The sequence below is a fragment of the Bizionia psychrotolerans genome (genome assembly GCF_001039595.1).
Window position 1 is genome coordinate 1 of the sequence record NZ_JNGS01000017.1, and the last position, 17,986, is coordinate 17,986.

Sequence of the window (17,986 nt, forward strand, 5' to 3'; positions counted from 1 at the left end):
TTTTTTCGCGTGTGGCTTGATCGTAAGCCATTCCGTGAATGGTTGCTGTATCACCATCAATTTTAATTTGTAAGTTTTGAGCCTCCAGTTTCAAGTCGGAAACTGTTTCTTTTAATTTACTCGCTGCTGCTGCTTCACGTTTTAATTTGGCTGCTGCTGCATCTGCTTTTGCTTCGGCTGCTTCTTCTGCATCTGTTTTTCCAATACCGAATACTTTAGCGCCTGCATTTTTAATAAATGAAAATAATCCCATAGTTTTTATTGTTTTTTATAATTATTAGTTGATTTCTTGAAGTCATAATTTACAAAATAATTGACTGCTTTTTGCGATTATTTTGAGTTTTTTAACATAAAAAAGAACCACCATATGATTTCTCATTAGGCAGTTCCCTCAAAATTTTAGACTCCTCAAATTACTTATACGTTTTCTCGAATCGGTTCACGTGGATTATCCTTTTTTTCCGCTTTAAACTTTCGCTTTTTAAGTTGATCCGATTGTTTACCTTCCGAATTCTTCATAAATTGAATGTAACCGTTTCCTGTAAACTCATAAACTGTTCCAGATGTTGGTTGATACAATTCTATAGTCGCATCATTTAACACACGTAGTTCAAAAAACTCATTTGCAAAATAATCATAATCTAAAGTCAAGGTTTTTAAATAGCGGTTTCCAGAAATGTTTCCAACACCATAAAGACCTGTGTAATCCCAAAAAATGTTATTAGGATTATTCACATTTAAGTCTTGCGAACTTCTAAATTCAGAGTCATTTCCACCAGCTAGAAACTGTAAATAGTTTTCATAATCAAATTCATTTGGAGCACCTGTTGGACTGGTATATGTTTTTTCCCAAGCCTCATATTCCTGTAAGAAATAATGAATATTATCATAAAACACGAAGTCATAATCAAAATTGCTACGTTGATATCCGTTTAAAAAATACGAGGTATCGTTATTCGGATTGTACAACTCTATGGTGTTATTATCTATTTGATATACATCAAAAGTTTGGTACCCATCAATTACGTGATACACATCTAGTATATCATTATAAGCATCATAGGTTCCTGTTTGAATGCCATAACCGTTTCCTTGGTCACCAAAACCAACCAAATTATTATTAGCAAACATATTGCCATTTCTGAACGAAACAGTAAATGCTATTTGTAAAAAAGGCGTTTCGTTGTAACCAATAGTTTGGTTAATATCTACATACCAAAGTTCATAACTATTCAATAACTGATTTAAAGAAACAGAAGGTTCTGGACCTGGATTATAATTATCTACAATTATTTCTTCCGTGTAGCACGACGTAAAAAGTGTTGCTGAAATTGCAAAGGCGAAAAGTAGTTTTATTGTTTTCATGTGTCCATCATTTTAAATTTATTATTATTAAGAATTCAAAACACGTGCCAAAAATGAAAAAAGCCCTATCATGGATTATCGATAAAGCGTAAAATTTTATGTATTTTTGAAATACAATTAATGAAGTTTTCCGTTTACACGGAAATTAAAAAAAAAACTATTTTTAATGAGTAAACCTTTAAAATACGCTGTTTTCGGATCTGGAAGTTGGGCCACTGCTATTGTAAAAATGCTTTCTGAAAATTTAGAAGAAGTGGGTTGGTACATGCGCAGTGTTTATACCAAAGAGCATTTACTTAAAGAATACCATAACCCAAGTTATTTAAGTTCGGTTGAGTTTAAAGTGGAACATTTGAAATTGAGTAATGATATTAACGAGATGGCAGATTATGCTGATGTATTAATTTTTGCTATTCCCTCCGCTTTTATGTTTAGCGAGTTGGAAAAATTAACAACTGATGTTTCAAAGAAAACCATTGTTTCTGCCGTAAAAGGTATCATTCCAGAATCTGGTTTGTTGGTTGGTGAGCATTTTCATGATGTTTATAAAATTCCCTTTGAAAACATAGCGGTTATAGCAGGACCTTGTCATGCTGAAGAAGTGGCTTTAGAACGTTTATCATACCTTACCATTTCCTGTGCAGATGCCGAAAAGGCTAAAATAATAGCAAAAGATTTAGCAAGCGATTATATAAAAACCAAAATTAGCGATGATGTTATTGGTACCGAATATGCCGTTATGCTGAAAAATATTTACGCCATTGCTGCCGGAATTGCTCATGGTTTGGGTTATGGTGATAATTTTCAGAGTGTTTTGATGAGTAATGCCATTCGAGAAATGAAGCGTTTTATTAAAAAAATGCATAAGATGAAACGGAACATTAATAACTCGGCTTATTTAGGCGATTTATTAGTGACCGGTTACTCCGTGTTTTCTAGAAACCGCATGTTTGGTAATATGATTGGGAAGGGTTACACGGTAAAATCGGCTCAAATGGAAATGAACATGGTTGCTGAAGGTTATTATGCTACTAAAAGTGCACATTTACTAAACGAAAAGAATAAGAATAAAACAAGAACACCAATTATTGACGCGGTTTATGCTGTTTTATATGAAGGTAAAGATGCTAAAAAAGTGTTTGAGAAATTGACGGATAAATTAGATTAAAAAAGGCTCCTCTAATTCCTTCAAAGGAGGAGAACTGTTTTCGCCATGTTTTATATCTCATAAATTAATAAAACAGTTTCCTAATTCCGATAAAAACAAAAATCATCAGCGTATAGCCCAAAAAGAAGGGCAGAATAAAAGCTTTTAAGCCCAATACTAGCATTATCGCAATTATGAGTAATTGAAAGCCTAAACCAAAGGTTGAAATACTGGTCATTAAAAATTTCGGGAATGGTTTGCCGTTTTCAGCATGCGGATCTAAAGCATAAATAGTTTTATCAAAAGCGCCATAAAGCATTTTATACATACCGAAAAGAATATCCACATGTTGTTGTTTTTCACCATGTAATGCTATTGGTGTTTCGTTTTCAAACACGCGACTGGTAGTATCTCCATCAAATTTATTTCTTAAAATAACGTAGTAATAATTATACAGTGTGCCTTGAAGTTGCAGTCCTAAAAAAGCTAACAAACAAATCCAGATATTTGTACCACTAACAAACCAAATAGCCGCAAAAATTAAACTATTGAGTATTATGTCGGCTACGGAATCTAAATACCTACCTGTGTAAGATGGTTTTTGTTTTACACGAGCTAATTCGCCATCAGCTGCATCTAAAATCGACTTAAAAATTAGGAAAAAAGCTGCCAGCCAATAATATCCTTGAAGAATGCAATAAATGCCAATTAAGCCAGATATAATGAACCAGATTGTTACGTGAATAGGTGTGAAATTTGTGTTTTGTAGTGCGTTTGCAATAACTTTGGCAATTGGCCTTCCATAATCTGAAAGGTCAAGAAATTTATGCGCTTTTGGTAATTTGGACATGTAATTTCATAGAAAAACTATACTGTGGAATATACCATTGAAAGGTGCAAAGATACGGTTAAACTCTAAATAATGTGTTAGATTAAGAAAGTAGATTTTTTAAAAAAAATAACACTTTAAATGTCGGTGTCTTTTTATTCACTTTTCAAGTTAATATGAGGAATTTTTACAATTTCAAAAGTTGCGGATGCTAATTTCACTTGTCCATCTGTTTTTTGAATTTCTTGACCAATACGCTCATTCAAAATGTGCTTGGTATATCTTCGTTTTTTGTAATCTACAATATATCTTAAGTTGAATTGAATCCAATTATCCGTCATAGTAATTGCCAAAGTAGGATCTACTTGCGCATTTTCAATGTAGTATTTATTAACAACTTCACTCCATTTCGCCTTAGATTCTGAAACATATTCAGATAAGGTTTCCGATGCAATTTGAACAATTATTGTTTTGGCTAATTCCACATCGGAACCATATCGGATAGGCAAATTAAATTCATCCCAAACAAATGGAAAATCTTTAGAGTAATTGTAAACAGGCCCTTTAAAAACAAACGCATTACTTAATTTTACAATTCTACCGCTATAGTTATCACTAGATACCCACTCGCCAATTTCCATCATGGTAGTATAAACACTATCAATGTCTATAACATCACCTTTTATATTGTTAATTTGTATGCGATCACCAGGTTTATAAACACCCACAAAAAAGATATAGAACGATCCTGCAATACTTAAAATTAATTCCTGTAAGGTTATAGTAATACCTGCAGTTAATAACCCAATAGCTAATGCAAAATCTTTAATACTACCTGTAAAAAAGGAGATCGTTACCACAATAAGTAGTATGTAACCTAAAATTTCAACCGCCTTTTGAGATTTATAACGAATAGAAATATCTGGCATTTTACGTCTTAAAAAAACGTCTTAAAAATGCAATAGCTAAAAGTATAAATACAGCCCAAATAAGATATTTAATAACATTGGATGAAACAGGATGTGCATCCAGCCATTGACTTATATTTTCAAGTATTTCCATCTGTTCTTAATTGCTGTTAAATATGAGTTTAAAAAAATGCAAAAAATAGGCGATGACGTACATGTCAAGGTTTTACCCCTTTGAAACTAAGATAGTAAAAGTAGACCTAATTTTTGTCAAAAAATACAACCGCAAGAAAACAATCAGATTGAAATTATTTATTTCCAATTAAATCTTTAATCATATCAAATGCTATTTCGTGTGCTTTTAATTTTAGCTACTTCTTAAAATAATAGTGACGTTATGAGTTAATAAAACCATGTGATATCTTTAAAACATTATGTTGTTGGTTTAAGCAAAATAAACAATCACGAAAGCAACAACCACAACGATACAAAAAACTATAATTCTTTCCTTTCTTTTATCCGCTTGAAGTTTATTACGAATATCTGATTTTAAAATCTCCATTTCAGATTCCGATAATTCTGGGAAATCATATTCCGCTTTGTCGTCTGAACCAGTAAACGCTTGATTGCCATTTTCAAAAGTTTTTCGTCGTTTAGAATCACGTGATTTTTTACGTTCTTGAGCTGCTTTAAATTGTGATAAACTACCGTGCATATGTTTCTAGCCTTTATCTATTAATTCTTTAATCACTTCAGATGTCAATTCATGACCTTTCAATCCTGGCCAACCTTCCCAAACCACGATGCCTTTTGGATTTATTATCACACAATGTGGAATACCTTGAACCTTATAACTAGTGTTCAGTCGTTTTTGGGTATCTATAGCAGAATAATAGTCCATTTTAGGATTAACTTGTTTTAATACTTTTGCTTTGGATTCATCACTCAGACCAATAACGACCAAATCATCTTTAAACTCCTCATGAAATTTATTCATTTCTGGAATGGCTTTTTTGCAAGGTCCACACCACGTTGCCCAAAAATCAATTAAAACAAATTTCCCTTCCATATTCGGAATGTCAGTTAGCCATTCTTCAACAACAAATTCTGGAGCTTCTTTGTTAATAAACGATTTTGCCCATAACTTTTTCTTTTGAGAGAAGGAACTGATAGTTATAAGTAAAACAAATAGTAGCGTAGCTTTTTTCATTGGGAATCTTGAATTTGTTTATGGCGTTAAACTAATTTAATAAATTAATTTCTTAAACTGCTGACGAAACTTTTGTTTTCCACTTCAAAGCGATCAATCCTAAAATGGGACCCAGAGCCAAAATGGTAAAAACAGCATGTGAATCTGTTAATTGTATCAAATAAGTAATTAATTGAATACTGATAATGGTTATGGAGAACCCAATACAATTTACAATGGTCAAAGCCGTTCCTTTTATATCATTTGGTGCATTTTGAGCCACTAATGTTGAAAACAAGGGTGAATCGGCAATAACAACCATTCCCCAAAAAATAAGAAAACCGACAAACAGACTAGCGCTTGTTGAAACAAAAATAAAAGGTGAGAGTAAACAACAAATACCTGATAACCATAAAGCTATAAAAGCTGTTTTCTTGGTTCCGACAGTTTGTGCCAAATAACCACCAAGTACACAAGCCAAACCGCCCACACCAATAATAACAAAAGATAACAACGGAATATTGAATTGTACTTCTGAATGCAACAAACTATAGGTTTTTAGCATAATAGGAACAAACACCCAAAAGGCATACAATTCCCACATATGACCGAAATAACCAAAAGCTACAGAACGAAATTCATTGTTTTTAAACACCTTAAAACAAGCCGAAAAGTTAGATTGTTTATTGGGTTTTCTATTTGGTCCATCAGGCACCAAAACAACTAAAAGTAATCCGCCAAAAAGAGCGCATGTGGATGTTGCTAACAAGACAGATTTCCAAGGCAGTGTTCCAATAAGATGTTTTAATAAATGAGGAAAGGCAGTTCCTAAAACCAAAGCACCAACTAAAAAGCCGAGCGATTTACCAAGTCCTTGGTTATAATAATCGGATGCTATTTTCATACCGATTGGATAAATGCCAGCTAGAAAAAATCCTGTAAAAAAACGGAGTGTTAGTAAAGTTGCTAAATTATTCCCTTGCCATATAATTCCCAAATTAAATAGTGCAGCGAGTACTGCACTAACAAAAAACACTTTAGATGGCGAAAACCGATCTGCAATAGTCAAAATTGCGAAAATAAGGGTTCCTATAATAAATCCGAATTGAACCGCAGATGCTATATGGCCTAAAGCATTGGCTTGAAGTTGGAAGTTTAAAACCAAATCATTAATAACACCATTTCCAGCAAACCATAATGAGGTGCAGAAGAACTGCGAAATAATAATGACTGGAAGAACGAATTTTGGCTGTTTCACTTATTCGATAATTCGTTCTTTCAAATCCATTCGCTCGTGTAAAATTCTAGTAATTTCTATATAATTAGTGTCAAGAGTTCTATAAAAAATTATGTGACGTTTTGTTCTCAATCCCAGTAAATTTCCCGTAATTCCCTCATAGTTTTTCCCTAAATCTGGATTTTCTGCAAGGTCTTTACAATTGGAAATAAGAGATTCGTAATAGGTGTCTGCTTGCTTTTCAGACCAAACCTCATAGGTATACTCCCAAATTCTGGATAAATCCTCAACCGCTTTATTGGTCAGTTTAAATTCAGCCATTTGAATGTTTCTTTGCTTTTAGAGCTTCAAGATGTTTCTTTGGATCAAAATCATGTGCAATTCCGCTATCCATTCCTTCCTGAATGGCACTTTTCAAAGCTATTACTTTACTTTCTTCTTCCTCCAAAAGTCTTAAGCCAGCTCGTATTACTTCGCTTACATTTTTAAATCGACCTTCACGTATGCTGTTTTGAACAAATTGATCAAAATAATTTCCGAGTGATATAGATGTGTTTTTGTTCATGGTGATTGGCTTTACTTCAAATATACCAAAAATTGGTATAATACCAAAATCGAGCTATTTATTAAGATTTTTGTTTTGCTAGGTCTAGTAATGCTAAAAGATAACACAAAAGAAAGAAGAACTATTAAGATAGGTTACGAGATTTTAATTCGTTCTCTAAAGCCATGATTTTTTTTCCATTTTTAATAAAAGGGTAAGTCAAAAGTAAAGGGAACAACGTAAAAAATCCAAATCCATTTTTTACAGCACTATAAACCGCAATTCCTATACATAAACCAATAAGCGCTGCATTGACGACTTTGTTATATTGTATTTTCTTTTTCTCTTCTAGTAATTGCGCGTTCGTTAAATCTGCTAATTCCTGTTGTGCCATTTCCTGAAATTGTTTAAATGTTTATATGAATTTCAGCAACCAATTTACGCAATAATTACGCTAATCCCTATAAAAGCCCACATCTCTGTATTGCCAAATAATATTCATTATTTCCCATTTACCTTCTAATTTGATGAGTTGTAAATATTCCACCCAATTATCGGAAACTATTTTTACGTTTGCAATGCGGTTATAAATATCTAAAATCGTGATGTCTTGTTTAGGATGCAAGGGAAATTTGGTTCCCGATTTATTCCAACTATTTGCAAATGCAATCATTTGTTTTTTACTGGTAGCACGTCCGTATTGTTTCTGGCTATTTCTATCGTAATCAATAGTAATTTTATTTAAGCTATCATTTAAAACTGTATCCATAAGATCTGGTTTTAATTGCTGAAGCGCTTCTAAATAACCTATTGAACGTTCTTTAATATCTAACGAATCTTGCCTTGTAGCTATCGGACTTATTTTAATGGAAACATTGGAAGGAATGTTGCGAATCACTATCGTATTTCCGGTTTCGTCTAATAATTCAAGTTCGATAAAGTTGCCTAACACATCATATTTTTTTTCACCAGCGGCAAAATTCCATTGATTCATAACAAGGTTGTTATCTTTATTGTGATAGGTGTATTTTATATGGTTTCCTTTGTCGTCAAAAGTATCTTGATAGGATGCCAATCCATCTTCATTTTCGGTAATGGCTAAAGTTGAATTTAAGTTATAATGCCCTTTTGGAGCACCTTTTTTATCCAATAGAATTCCCGTAATGCCGAATTTAAAATAAGGCGAAACAGGCACTAAATCTTTATTTAAATTATACCGTTTTTCAACAATAAATCTTTTCGATTTCTCCCATTGATATTCGGTGATTTTCCAATTAGATTCCATAGGATTATCCTCCAAATCATAAAAATTTAGTTGGTACCTCAACCCTTTCTTGTCTAGTAAATAGACTTCTTTATAAACATTTCTGTCGTTTGCTATTCTTTTACTATTTGGATCGTAAAATGTTCTGATTTCTTTGCCGTCCTCATAGTTGAAAACTACTTTATAAACACCTAATGACGCTAAAGGATGCACTTTTTCCGTATGATAATGATGGTTGATTATTTCCACCAACCTATTATATTTATCCGACTTGAAAATATAATGAGAGGTTGTACTAGCTGTAAGACTATCTAAAGGATGAATACCAACGATGTCAATATATGGCGAAACGTGGTTATACCGTAATTGCCTAAAATAGTCGGTGTTTTGAGCACATACGAAACTACTAATGGCAAGTACTAAAATTAGAAATACGTTTTTCATTCTTTTTGAGTTATAGTCCATTCTATGTTGTTGGAATTTGCCAATTCTTGTATGGAATCCAATTGCTGTGTGGTGGGAATTTTATACTGTGAATCTCCTTGCGAAAACATGGCGACTGTTAAAAAAAAAACAGCATACCAAACTGATGAATTTCATAGCTCATAATTTAGAGTGAATTCAAATATAACTAATTTTTTAGTTTAAACTAAATAATTAGTTTGTTATTGCGCGATTCAGTATTATGATTCTGTTGTCTTCTTATCAGCCCTTTGTTTCCGCTTTTCTAATCTTTGCTGTTTGCTCAAATATCTATTATGAGCCTTTGCCGTTTTGTCATCAATTCTTCCCGTGATGTCCACATGATAACCCAGGTTTTTTAGTTTTTCCTGATATGCTTTCATTTTAATTATAGCCTGTTGCTTTTCTATGTCATTCCTTTCTATAGGGTTGGTTATTATTGCTTTAGGCTTTGCGCAATCCACCCTTTTTAGTTCATATTTTTTGTCATACGAAAAATAACCAATGTAGCATTTGGTTGAAATATAACGGGTTGTTTGCGCATGAATTTGGGTTGACAAAGACAACCATGCAATTAAAAAAAAGATTGGGAGTTTATTCATTTTTTACAATAGTGGGAACACAGTTATATATGGTTTGTTGAGTGGTTAAATACTTTTTCTGTTTATTCTCCCCATAAATGATGAACAGTCATTTGTTTATTGTCGGAACTTAATAATAAAAATCCGTTTTCATTGGTAGAGTCATCAGTTCCAGATTCAAAAATCAACCAGTCAGTTTTAAATCGGTAAAGCTTAAAATCCGTTTCAATCCAGCGAGGAAAAGATTCCGATATCAAGTCGGGACTTTTTTGATTTAGGCGTAAAAATTTTGATAGGAAGTTTGGTTGTAGGTTTTCCAAAATCAGTCATATCAATCAATTCCGTTTTTGAATATGTAGTACTGTCAATTAGTTTCCAATCATTTTTATCGGCAAATTCAGTTATTATTTTAATGTCAAATTCAGAATCTTTATCCGCAACCCAATTCACGGACAATCTTCCGCCAAAAGGACCTTGGTCATTTTGTTTTGCTGTAATCAATTTTTTTTCATAATTCAGCCAAAATCCAGAAGGTGTTGTCTTACTGCACGATATGAAGCTTAAAATTATTATTAAAATCAGAGCGTTTTTCATTCGTAGGATTAGTTTTTTGTGTATTGGTGGAAGCGTGTTTTTATATGGTTTGTTAAGAGTTTAACCACATAACTTAACAAATATAAACCAAATAAAAAATCCGATAGGATTTTCGTAAGTAATCTATAACTAGCAATGAATTAACCACGTTGTTGTACATAGTTATTTTATATTCCAGTTCTGTTCAAATTGTTCGATGTACTGCAAGTATCTTTTGTCTTTTGTTGAGTACTTTCTCGTCAATTCAGCCCATTCATCAAATTTCTTTTTATTTTTGAGTTTGAAATAAGCTTGAGCCATATTAACTGACATTTCACTTTTTTCAAAGTCGTTGTCTGACTTTTGAATTCCTTTTCGATATGTTTTTTCGGCATTTTCCACCTTATTTAAACCTAAATAAGAATAGCCCAACTCTCTGAAAAAGTAATAATTTTTAGGGTTATTCTCAATTGCTTTTTCCAAAATAGGAATTGCATTTTCGAATTGTCCCAAATGATTGTAAGCAAATGCTAATTCAAATTCAAGTCCGTCAAAATGTGGTTCGATTTCATAAGCCTTTAACAAAGGTTTTAGAGCTAATTCAGAAGCGCCAGCGTGGTTAAAGTGATAACCTTCTTGTTTTAAATAATCTACTTGTTCGGAACCTGCTTTATAAATAGATAGCCATTCAGGTTCTTTAGGTAAATTCAACGCAGAAACTTGATTTTCGGTCAAAACAGAAACCAAACTTGTATTTGGCTCAAGTCGATATTTCATAAATCCGACAGTCGAATCTTGTTTGATGTTTATTAATTCTTGCTCTTTTATTTGAAATTTAGTCTCGTAATTAAAGGTGAAACCTGCTTGATTGTCCAAATAAATAAATCCATAAGAATAAGTGGAGTCTGTATCTTTTTTTGGAAAGGCAACCCATTTATCAACTGCGTTAAAATACTTTGTGTCAAATTTTAATTCATTCAGATTATTTTGTGAAAACCCAATATTTGAAATTAATATTAGGGCTATAATTATTATTCTCATAGTTTGTTTTAATTATGCACAACTTATGTATATAGATAATGGTGTGCATATATCCATTATCTCAACACCAAATCTACAAATTTAAACCAGTTATACCCATACGTAGTTCTACGTAATTTTTGGTTAGGTAATGAGATAGAAAATTTGTTGAATAGATTAGTTATTTTGAATATTGAGAATTCCTGCTGTGTTTTGATCTGTATTTAAGAATATGCCTTGTTTGCGAGGAGATTCCTGCGTCCGCAGGAATTTAGCGAACCAAAACCCCTTTAACGTCCATAAGCGGAACAGCCTGCAAAGCCTTTAAATTAATCGTGTTTTTTCGGAATAGGAAGGTTTTGTCATACATGGTATTGCCTTCAAAAAAAGTGACTTTAAACTGGTTGTTTAAAGCAAATAAGTCTTCTTGCATGAGTTCTATTTTTGCATAACTTTTTGCTGGAAGTGTGTCTAGCTTTTTTCGGAAAATAGAAGTCATTTTCTCTTTAGTGTAGCCAGAGGTAACAATAATAACCATTTCTAATTGGATGCCCTTATCATTAATAATATAGGCGTTCCAATCTTGAGTTTTGTAAATATCGTTATACTCGTTTACAACCGCTATATAAACGCCTTCAGCTTTTGGAATTTCAATATCTTTTTTCATTTCAAATAAGTTTTATTTCCAACCACCACCTAGTGCTTTATAAAAACTCACAACTGCTAATAATTGCTCTAATTTGTTGTCAATACTATTCAATTCAGCTGTTAACACACTTTGTCTAGCGGTTAATAAATCTAAATAATTAGCATATCCATTATCCAACAAGGTTTCCGAATTAGATTCTGCACGACGTAAGGCTTCGACTTCATTTTCACGAAATTCAAATTTATCAACTTCTGCTTGGTAGGCATACATAGCGTTTGATACTTCTTGACCAGCTACTAATAAGGTTTGCTTGAAGTTTAAAAAGGCTTGCTCTTGTTGTGCTTGCGAAACTTCGTATTGGGTTCTAATTTTTCGCTGATTAAAAATAGGTTGGGTTAATCCACCTACAATATTGGCAAAAAGTGAATTGGTATTAAACCAATTTTGAAATTCCAAACTTTGAAAACCACCTGAAGCACTTAAGGTCAAGGAAGGATAAAAGTTAGCTTTGGCAACATTGGTCATTTCAAAAGCCTGCATAAAATCATTTTCGGCAGCAATAACATCTGGTCTGTTACGCAATAAAACATAAGGCACTCCCAGTTTCATTTCGGTTGTAATGTTTTGCGCATCTAATGTATTGCGCTCATAATTTTGCGGCTGCTTGCCTAATAAAATACTTAAAGTATTTTCAGTTTTAAAAATCTCCCGTTGAATATCAATTTGAAGCGCACGCACATTGTTATACTGCGCCACATTTTGATCTACTGCTACTTGTGTTACTTGTCCAGCTTCTTTTAAAGCTTCTATAGTTTCTACACTTTTTCGTCGAGTTTCTGTCGTTTCTTCGGCAATTGCTAATTGGGCATCTAAAGCTACCAATGTGTAATAAGTAGTTGCAATAGTTTCAATAAGTCGCGTTTTTACCGCTTGATGAGCCGCAATACTTTTTAAATAGCCTGCTTGAAACGCACGTTTATTACTACGAATTTTCCCCCAAATATCAGCTTCCCAAGATAAACTAGCTACCGCTTCATACTGATCTATAGCACCATTAAAAAACGAACCAAATTGGCTATTTTTTGCTAGTTCTTGATGTGTTACTGAAGCACCTGCACTTAATGTTGGCAGAAAGCCTGCTTTACCTTGTTTTAGATAAGCTTCACCTGCAATAATTTGCTGAATTGCAACGCGAATATCAATGTTATTCTGTAAGCCTTCTTCAATATATTGCGTTAAATACGGATCGGTAAAAACGTCTTTCCAAGACACATCTGCCATGGATAAACTATCAGTTGGCAATTCATCGGTACGGAATAAATTTTCAGTTTCAACTTCTAAATCTGGACGTTCATAATCTTTTGCAACCAAACAACTTTGCATGGTAATCAACACAAATACCAGAACACTTCCTCTTAAAAACACTTGTTTATTTAAAAATACTTTCATAATCTGCTAGGCTTGATTTTGTTGATTTACGGCTTCTGGAACACCCGTTACTTTTTCTTGTAACCATTGAAAAATAATAAACAATACTGGAATGACAAAGACACCTATTATGGTTCCAATTAATAAACCACCAACGGCTCCTGTTCCAATGGAGTTATTACCTGCTGCTCCAACACCTGTAGCTAAAACTAATGGTAAAAGTCCTAATATAAAGGCGAATGATGTCATTAAAATTGGACGTAAACGTACCTTGGCACCATCAATTGCTGCATCTACAAGCGAGAGCCCATGTTGACGTCTCTGAACGGCAAACTCTACAATTAAAATGGCGTTTTTAGCGAGTAATCCGATTAACATAATTAAGGCAATTTGGAAATAAATATTATTTTCCAAACCGGTTAACCAGGTTGTAAAATACGCACCAGCTACACCAATTGGCAAGGATAAAATAATAGCTAATGGTAATAAATAACTTTCGTATTGTGCTGATAATAAGAAGTACACAAACAGAATACTAATCATAAAAATGATGGTAGATTGTCCTGCTGAAGCAATTTCCTCTCGTGTAATTCCTGAATAAGCTACTTGATACCCTTCTGGCAAATTAGCTTCTGCCAATTCGTTAATGGTATTAATCGCATCACCGGAACTAAATCCTGGTGTTGCGGAACCATTTACAGTTACCGCATTAAATAAGTTAAAACGATTAACCGTTTGTGGTCCATAAACCCGTTTAAAAGAAACGTATTGTGAAATAGGCGTCATGTGTCCACTTGGTGTTTTAACCATCATACTATTTAGACTAGCTTCATCCACTCGATCCTCTGGTAGGGCCTGAATAAATACACGGAATTGTTTACCAAAACGACTAAAGTCCGCCACATAATTACCGCCAATATAACCTTGTAAGGCTGATAAAATAGCACTTGTAGAAATACCAGCTTCTTTAGCGCGTTCCACATTTATACTCAATTCCAATTGTGGAAAATTGGTGCTAAAAGAGTTGGAGGCAAAGGCTATATCTGGTTGCTGATTTAGTAATCGAACAAAATCGGTTGCAGTAGCATCAAGTTCGGTAAGCGGTCTTGCATTTCTATCTAATAAACGCATTTCAAAACCATCTGCACTACCAAAACCTGGCACACTAGGTGGTGTGAAAAACAGAATATTTGCATCTGGAATTAAAGCGGATTTCTGAAATAATTGACCGATAATGGCATCAACAGATTCGGCTTCAGTTTCACGTTCATCCCAAGGTTCCAAAATAATAAAGCCCATGGCATTGGAACTACCTTGACCAGAAAAGAAGTTCTGACCACTAATAAATGACGCAGCTTGAATACCTTCAATACCCTTTATAATTTCATACATATTTTCGTTCACTTGATAAGAACGATCTGATGATGAACCTGGAGGCAATACAGCATTCATAAAAATAACACCACGATCTTCGGCTGGTACAAAGCCTGTAGGTATAACTTTATTCGCTGAAATAATAGCAAAAATACCCAAGCCTAAAATTAAAAACGTAATCCATTTGTGTTTTAATAAAAAACCTAATGATTGTGTATATTTTCTAGTTGTTGCGTTAAACCCACTATTAAATGCATCATAAAAACGCTGTAGAAGAGATGTCTTTTTATGCTCATGCTCTTTATGCGGTTTTAAGAAAATAGCACATAAAGCAGGCGTTAAAGTTAAGGCGTTTAATGCCGAAATAAATATAGCAATCATTAAGGTAACACCAAATTGCTCGTAAAACACACCTGATGGTCCTTGAATAAAGGTAATTGGAACAAAAACGGCTATCATAACCAATGTTATAGAAACGATGGCTCCGCTAATTTCACTCATAGCTGAAATGGATGCTTTTTTGGCATCATCATAGCCTTCTTCTAATTTAGCATGAACGGCTTCAACGACAACAATAGCATCATCCACCACAATACCTATAGCCAAAATAAGCGCAAATAATGTTAGTAAGTTAATAGAGTAACCCAATACATTTAAAAAGAAGAATGTCCCAATAATAGAAACGGGAACAGCAATAGCTGGAATTAATGTAGATTTAAAATCTTGTAAGAAAATAAACACAACCAAAAACACTAGTAAAAAGGCTTCCAATAAGGTATGCAATACTTTTTCAATAGATGCGGTAAGAAATTTATTGGTATCATAGTTTACTAGGTAATCAATCCCTTCAGGAAAATCCTTTTTTAGATTATCCATTTTAGCATAAATATTTTCAATAATTTCTTGCGCATTGGAACCTGGAGTTTGGAAGACTCCAAAGTTTATAGCCGGTTTTCCTTTGGTTCTGGATACGGATGAATATGAAAAGGCATCAAGTTCAACTTTAGCCACATCTTTAACACGCAAATATTCACCATTACCAAGTGCTTTTACAACAATGTTTTCATAATCGGTAGCAACTTTATAACGTCCTTTATATTTAATAACATACTCAAAAGATTCACCTGTATTTTGACCAAAAGATCCTGCAGCTGCCTCCAAACTTTGCTCGTTAATAGCTTGCGTTACATCACGAGGTTCTAATTTATACGCTGCCATTTTATCTGGATCTAACCATATACGCATTGAATAATCTTTACCACCAAATACATTTACAGCACCAACGCCATTAATACGCTGTAATTCTGGTTTGATGTTGATATTCAAATAATTCTGAATAAAAGTATCATCATACTCTGGATTGGTTGAGTAAACGGCTGCATAAAGCAAAGCTGAGTTTTGTTGTTTTTGAGTAATAACACCAGCTCTTGTTACTTCCGAAGGTAATAAAGCATTGGCGCGAGAAACACGATTTTGCACGTTTACGGCAGCAATATCTGCATCGTAACCTTGTTCAAAAAACACCTGAATGGTCGCAGTTCCTGAGTTACTAGCTGTAGATGTGATATAAGTCATCCCTTCCACACCATTAATTTGTTCTTCAATAGGAACAATAACACTCTCCAAAATAGTTTCAGCATTTGCTCCAGGATAAGATGCAGTAACTTGAACCGTTGGTGGTGCAATATCAGGATATTGAGTAACTGGCAATTGCAATAACCCTAAAACACCTAGAATAACGATTATAATAGAGATAACCGTTGATAAAACGGGTCTTTCAATGAATTTCTTTAACATAATTAGGCTTATTTAAATACCGTCTCAAACGAGTTAATAATACTATCTAATGGCTTCATGATAGGTTTTATTTTACTCCCTGAACTCACTTTATTAAGTCCTTTTGCTAAAATAGTTTCACCCTCTTCTATACCATCTTTAATAATAAATAAACGACCAGAAGATTTTAAAACCGTAATAGGTTTTTCGGTCAACGAATCATTAAATACTTTATAGATAAAGCTTTTACCTTGTCTTTCAAAAGTAGATTCAGATGGAATTACCATTACATCTGTATATGTTTTAGGAATTAAAACCGTTCCGCTACTGCCATTTCGAAGTACGCCTGATTTATTATCAAATTTGGCACGAAATGTTATCGTTCCTGTTTGAACATTAATGTCTCCTGCAATGGTTTCAATTTTACCCATTTTATCATACAATTCACCATTTGCTAATTGTAATTTCACTTCTGGAAATTGTTTTAATTTCTCTTCAGATGTTTCGCCTTTTGCTTCACTCATAAACGAAATAAACGCTTTTTCATTCATTGAGAAATAAGCAAACACATCATCAATAGATGATACATTTGTTAATGGCATAGGGTCTTGAGCACTGACCAAAGCACCTTTTCTAAAGTTGATTGAACCCACAACACCATCCACAGGACTTTTTACATTGGCATAATCAATATTGGCTCCTATACTGTTATAGGCACTTTGCGCTTGCAATAATTTGGCATTAGCCGTTTCTAGTTGTACACTACTGATAATGTTTTTTTCTACTAGTGGTTTTAATTTATTAACCTCAACTTGAGCTGCGTTCACATTTGCTTTAGCTGCTTGTGCATCCTGACTTAATGATTGTGTTTCTAGCCTGAATAATAATTGACCTTGCTTTACCGCTTGACCTTCTGTTACCAATACTTCTTTAATATAACCTGAAATTTTTGGTCGCACTTCACTATTCACTTCGCCTTCTATACTAGCTGGGAAATTTTCATGAGTGGTCACAGTTTGCTTAGCAACTTGAACTACTGGATATGGCATTAATGGTGGTGCTTTTTGTTGTGTTTCCTTCTTTTCACAGCTAAATAGTACAAAAAGTAATGCACACTGAATACCGATATTGAATATGCTTTTTTTCATTTTAAGTTGGCGTTTGAGTTTTTATTGATGCTAAGTTGGATTTTAATTCCGTCATGGATGCCATAGCTGAATTTAAAAATCTTATATAATTATTGTGATAGGTTAAATCGAATTTTAACTCGGAAGTTGTATTCTCCAAATTATTAATTCCTAGTTTATAATCTGTCATTTCTTCGTGAAGCTCTTTTTCAGATTGCCATTGACTAATCATACCATCAATACTTTGAATTAATAAATCTGGATTAATAACAAAATATTTTTTTCGATCACCCATTTTTGTGAAATAGGAAATTTTATGAATGTCTTGTAAATGGTTCAGATGCGAGGAAATAGTGCTTTTACTAGCACATAAGTTATACACCAAATCGTCAAAAGTAACGCCAGCTTTTCCAGTTAAAATAATGAAAGCAAAAATACGCGCAGCAACTGGAGCCATCTGTTCTGAATTCTCAAAATGAACGCCTAGTTTTTCAACTAACTGGTATTTCTTTT

At 33.4% G+C, this 17,986-nt stretch carries 20 protein-coding genes and 1 pseudogene; 1 reads left to right on the forward strand and 20 read right to left on the reverse strand.

The window, feature by feature from the left end; all coding sequences use genetic code 11:
* Both GK51_RS01785 and GK51_RS01790 read right to left on the reverse strand, forming a co-directional pair.
* Positions 1 to 253: pseudogene (locus GK51_RS01785) on the reverse strand (peptidoglycan-binding protein LysM); the annotation flags it as partial.
* Positions 254 to 417: 164 nt separating this feature from the next.
* Positions 418 to 1,365: a hypothetical protein gene (locus GK51_RS01790; protein WP_048331365.1), complete on the reverse strand. Its 948-nt coding sequence runs from the start codon at positions 1,363 to 1,365 to the stop codon at positions 418 to 420.
* 166 nt (positions 1,366 to 1,531) lie between these two features.
* Between GK51_RS01790 and GK51_RS01795 the strand changes: the two genes are divergently transcribed.
* Entirely contained in the window at positions 1,532 to 2,533 is a 1,002-nt protein-coding gene (locus GK51_RS01795) for an NAD(P)H-dependent glycerol-3-phosphate dehydrogenase (protein ID WP_048331366.1), read from the forward strand.
* Positions 2,534 to 2,597: 64 nt separating this feature from the next.
* Here GK51_RS01795 and GK51_RS01800 read toward each other — a convergent pair whose 3' ends face one another.
* From GK51_RS01800 to GK51_RS02515, 18 genes are all read right to left on the reverse strand, one after another.
* A complete protein-coding gene (locus tag GK51_RS01800; protein ID WP_048331368.1) occupies positions 2,598 to 3,362 on the reverse strand; it encodes a CDP-alcohol phosphatidyltransferase family protein in 765 nt (254 codons plus the stop codon).
* A 134-nt stretch (positions 3,363 to 3,496) separates the two neighbouring features.
* Complete coding sequence (locus GK51_RS01805) at positions 3,497 to 4,270, reverse strand: mechanosensitive ion channel family protein (RefSeq protein ID WP_316932012.1); 774 nt, start codon at positions 4,268 to 4,270, stop codon at positions 3,497 to 3,499.
* A 1-nt stretch (position 4,271) separates the two neighbouring features.
* Positions 4,272 to 4,403 carry a hypothetical protein gene (locus GK51_RS02605; RefSeq protein ID WP_316932013.1) on the reverse strand — a complete coding sequence of 44 codons (132 nt, stop codon included), beginning with the start codon at positions 4,401 to 4,403 and terminating at the stop codon, positions 4,272 to 4,274.
* 291 nt (positions 4,404 to 4,694) lie between these two features.
* Positions 4,695 to 4,964 (reverse strand): hypothetical protein, encoded by a 270-nt coding sequence (locus GK51_RS01810; RefSeq protein WP_048331369.1) that lies wholly within the window; start codon positions 4,962 to 4,964, stop codon positions 4,695 to 4,697.
* Between the two features lie 6 nt (positions 4,965 to 4,970).
* Positions 4,971 to 5,459: a TlpA family protein disulfide reductase gene (locus GK51_RS01815; RefSeq protein WP_048331370.1), complete on the reverse strand. Its 489-nt coding sequence runs from the start codon at positions 5,457 to 5,459 to the stop codon at positions 4,971 to 4,973.
* A gap of 52 nt (positions 5,460 to 5,511) precedes the next feature.
* Complete coding sequence (locus GK51_RS01820) at positions 5,512 to 6,696, reverse strand: MFS transporter (RefSeq protein WP_048331372.1); 1,185 nt, start codon at positions 6,694 to 6,696, stop codon at positions 5,512 to 5,514.
* Positions 6,697 to 6,996, reverse strand: a complete 300-nt coding sequence (locus tag GK51_RS01825) for a type II toxin-antitoxin system RelE/ParE family toxin (RefSeq protein WP_048331374.1) — start codon at positions 6,994 to 6,996, stop codon at positions 6,697 to 6,699.
* The gene (locus GK51_RS01830; protein WP_048331376.1) at positions 6,989 to 7,240 is read right to left on the reverse strand and encodes a type II toxin-antitoxin system ParD family antitoxin; all 252 of its coding nucleotides are present in this window, start codon (positions 7,238 to 7,240) and stop codon (positions 6,989 to 6,991) included. Before GK51_RS01830 ends, GK51_RS01825 begins: the two co-directional genes overlap by 8 nt.
* Before the next feature lie 124 nt (positions 7,241 to 7,364).
* Positions 7,365 to 7,613 (reverse strand): hypothetical protein, encoded by a 249-nt coding sequence (locus GK51_RS01835; RefSeq protein WP_048331377.1) that lies wholly within the window; start codon positions 7,611 to 7,613, stop codon positions 7,365 to 7,367.
* Positions 7,614 to 7,673: 60 nt separating this feature from the next.
* The gene (locus GK51_RS01840) at positions 7,674 to 8,927 is read right to left on the reverse strand and encodes a nuclear transport factor 2 family protein (protein ID WP_048331379.1); all 1,254 of its coding nucleotides are present in this window, start codon (positions 8,925 to 8,927) and stop codon (positions 7,674 to 7,676) included.
* Positions 8,928 to 9,166: 239 nt separating this feature from the next.
* Entirely contained in the window at positions 9,167 to 9,547 is a 381-nt protein-coding gene (locus GK51_RS01845) for a hypothetical protein (protein WP_048331381.1), read from the reverse strand.
* Positions 9,548 to 9,751: 204 nt separating this feature from the next.
* A complete protein-coding gene (locus GK51_RS01850) occupies positions 9,752 to 10,120 on the reverse strand; it encodes a hypothetical protein (RefSeq protein WP_048331382.1) in 369 nt (122 codons plus the stop codon).
* Positions 10,121 to 10,282: 162 nt separating this feature from the next.
* Positions 10,283 to 11,140: a tetratricopeptide repeat protein gene (locus tag GK51_RS01855; RefSeq protein ID WP_048331383.1), complete on the reverse strand. Its 858-nt coding sequence runs from the start codon at positions 11,138 to 11,140 to the stop codon at positions 10,283 to 10,285.
* 250 nt (positions 11,141 to 11,390) lie between these two features.
* Positions 11,391 to 11,786, reverse strand: coding sequence for a hypothetical protein (locus tag GK51_RS01860; protein WP_048331384.1), 396 nt, complete (start codon positions 11,784 to 11,786; stop codon positions 11,391 to 11,393).
* A gap of 12 nt (positions 11,787 to 11,798) precedes the next feature.
* Positions 11,799 to 13,217, reverse strand: a complete 1,419-nt coding sequence (locus GK51_RS01865; RefSeq protein WP_048331386.1) for an efflux transporter outer membrane subunit — start codon at positions 13,215 to 13,217, stop codon at positions 11,799 to 11,801.
* Between the two features lie 6 nt (positions 13,218 to 13,223).
* Positions 13,224 to 16,367 carry an efflux RND transporter permease subunit gene (locus GK51_RS01870; RefSeq protein ID WP_048331387.1) on the reverse strand — a complete coding sequence of 1,048 codons (3,144 nt, stop codon included), beginning with the start codon at positions 16,365 to 16,367 and terminating at the stop codon, positions 13,224 to 13,226.
* Positions 16,368 to 16,375: 8 nt separating this feature from the next.
* On the reverse strand, positions 16,376 to 17,494 hold the full coding sequence (locus GK51_RS01875) for an efflux RND transporter periplasmic adaptor subunit (RefSeq protein WP_048331389.1): 1,119 nt from the start codon (positions 17,492 to 17,494) through the stop codon (positions 16,376 to 16,378).
* A gap of 1 nt (position 17,495) precedes the next feature.
* Positions 17,496 to 17,986: GbsR/MarR family transcriptional regulator (locus GK51_RS02515; protein WP_048331391.1), on the reverse strand; the 491-nt coding region annotated here is incomplete at its 5' end.

Excerpts from the sequence above, each read along its gene's own strand:
- GK51_RS01795 (WP_048331366.1), top strand. The coding sequence starts at position 1,532 with ATGAGTAAACCTTTAAAATACGCTGTTTTCGGATCTGGAAGTTGGGCC.
- GK51_RS01830 (WP_048331376.1), bottom strand. The coding sequence starts at position 7,240 with ATGAACAAAAACACATCTATATCACTCGGAAATTATTTTGATCAATTT.
- GK51_RS01790 (WP_048331365.1), bottom strand. The coding sequence starts at position 1,365 with ATGAAAACAATAAAACTACTTTTCGCCTTTGCAATTTCAGCAACACTT.
- GK51_RS01850 (WP_048331382.1), bottom strand. The coding sequence starts at position 10,120 with ATGAAAAACGCTCTGATTTTAATAATAATTTTAAGCTTCATATCGTGC.
- GK51_RS01845 (WP_048331381.1), bottom strand. The coding sequence starts at position 9,547 with ATGAATAAACTCCCAATCTTTTTTTTAATTGCATGGTTGTCTTTGTCA.
- GK51_RS01860 (WP_048331384.1), bottom strand. The coding sequence starts at position 11,786 with ATGAAAAAAGATATTGAAATTCCAAAAGCTGAAGGCGTTTATATAGCG.
- GK51_RS01855 (WP_048331383.1), bottom strand. The coding sequence starts at position 11,140 with ATGAGAATAATAATTATAGCCCTAATATTAATTTCAAATATTGGGTTT.
- GK51_RS01840 (WP_048331379.1), bottom strand. The coding sequence starts at position 8,927 with ATGAAAAACGTATTTCTAATTTTAGTACTTGCCATTAGTAGTTTCGTA.
- GK51_RS01865 (WP_048331386.1), bottom strand. The coding sequence starts at position 13,217 with ATGAAAGTATTTTTAAATAAACAAGTGTTTTTAAGAGGAAGTGTTCTG.
- GK51_RS01805 (WP_316932012.1), bottom strand. The coding sequence starts at position 4,270 with ATGCCAGATATTTCTATTCGTTATAAATCTCAAAAGGCGGTTGAAATT.
- GK51_RS01835 (WP_048331377.1), bottom strand. The coding sequence starts at position 7,613 with ATGGCACAACAGGAATTAGCAGATTTAACGAACGCGCAATTACTAGAA.
- GK51_RS01870 (WP_048331387.1), bottom strand. The coding sequence starts at position 16,367 with ATGTTAAAGAAATTCATTGAAAGACCCGTTTTATCAACGGTTATCTCT.
- GK51_RS01810 (WP_048331369.1), bottom strand. The coding sequence starts at position 4,964 with ATGCACGGTAGTTTATCACAATTTAAAGCAGCTCAAGAACGTAAAAAA.
- GK51_RS01825 (WP_048331374.1), bottom strand. The coding sequence starts at position 6,996 with ATGGCTGAATTTAAACTGACCAATAAAGCGGTTGAGGATTTATCCAGA.
- GK51_RS01800 (WP_048331368.1), bottom strand. The coding sequence starts at position 3,362 with ATGTCCAAATTACCAAAAGCGCATAAATTTCTTGACCTTTCAGATTAT.
- GK51_RS01815 (WP_048331370.1), bottom strand. The coding sequence starts at position 5,459 with ATGAAAAAAGCTACGCTACTATTTGTTTTACTTATAACTATCAGTTCC.
- GK51_RS01875 (WP_048331389.1), bottom strand. The coding sequence starts at position 17,494 with ATGAAAAAAAGCATATTCAATATCGGTATTCAGTGTGCATTACTTTTT.
- GK51_RS02605 (WP_316932013.1), bottom strand. The coding sequence starts at position 4,403 with ATGGAAATACTTGAAAATATAAGTCAATGGCTGGATGCACATCCTGTT.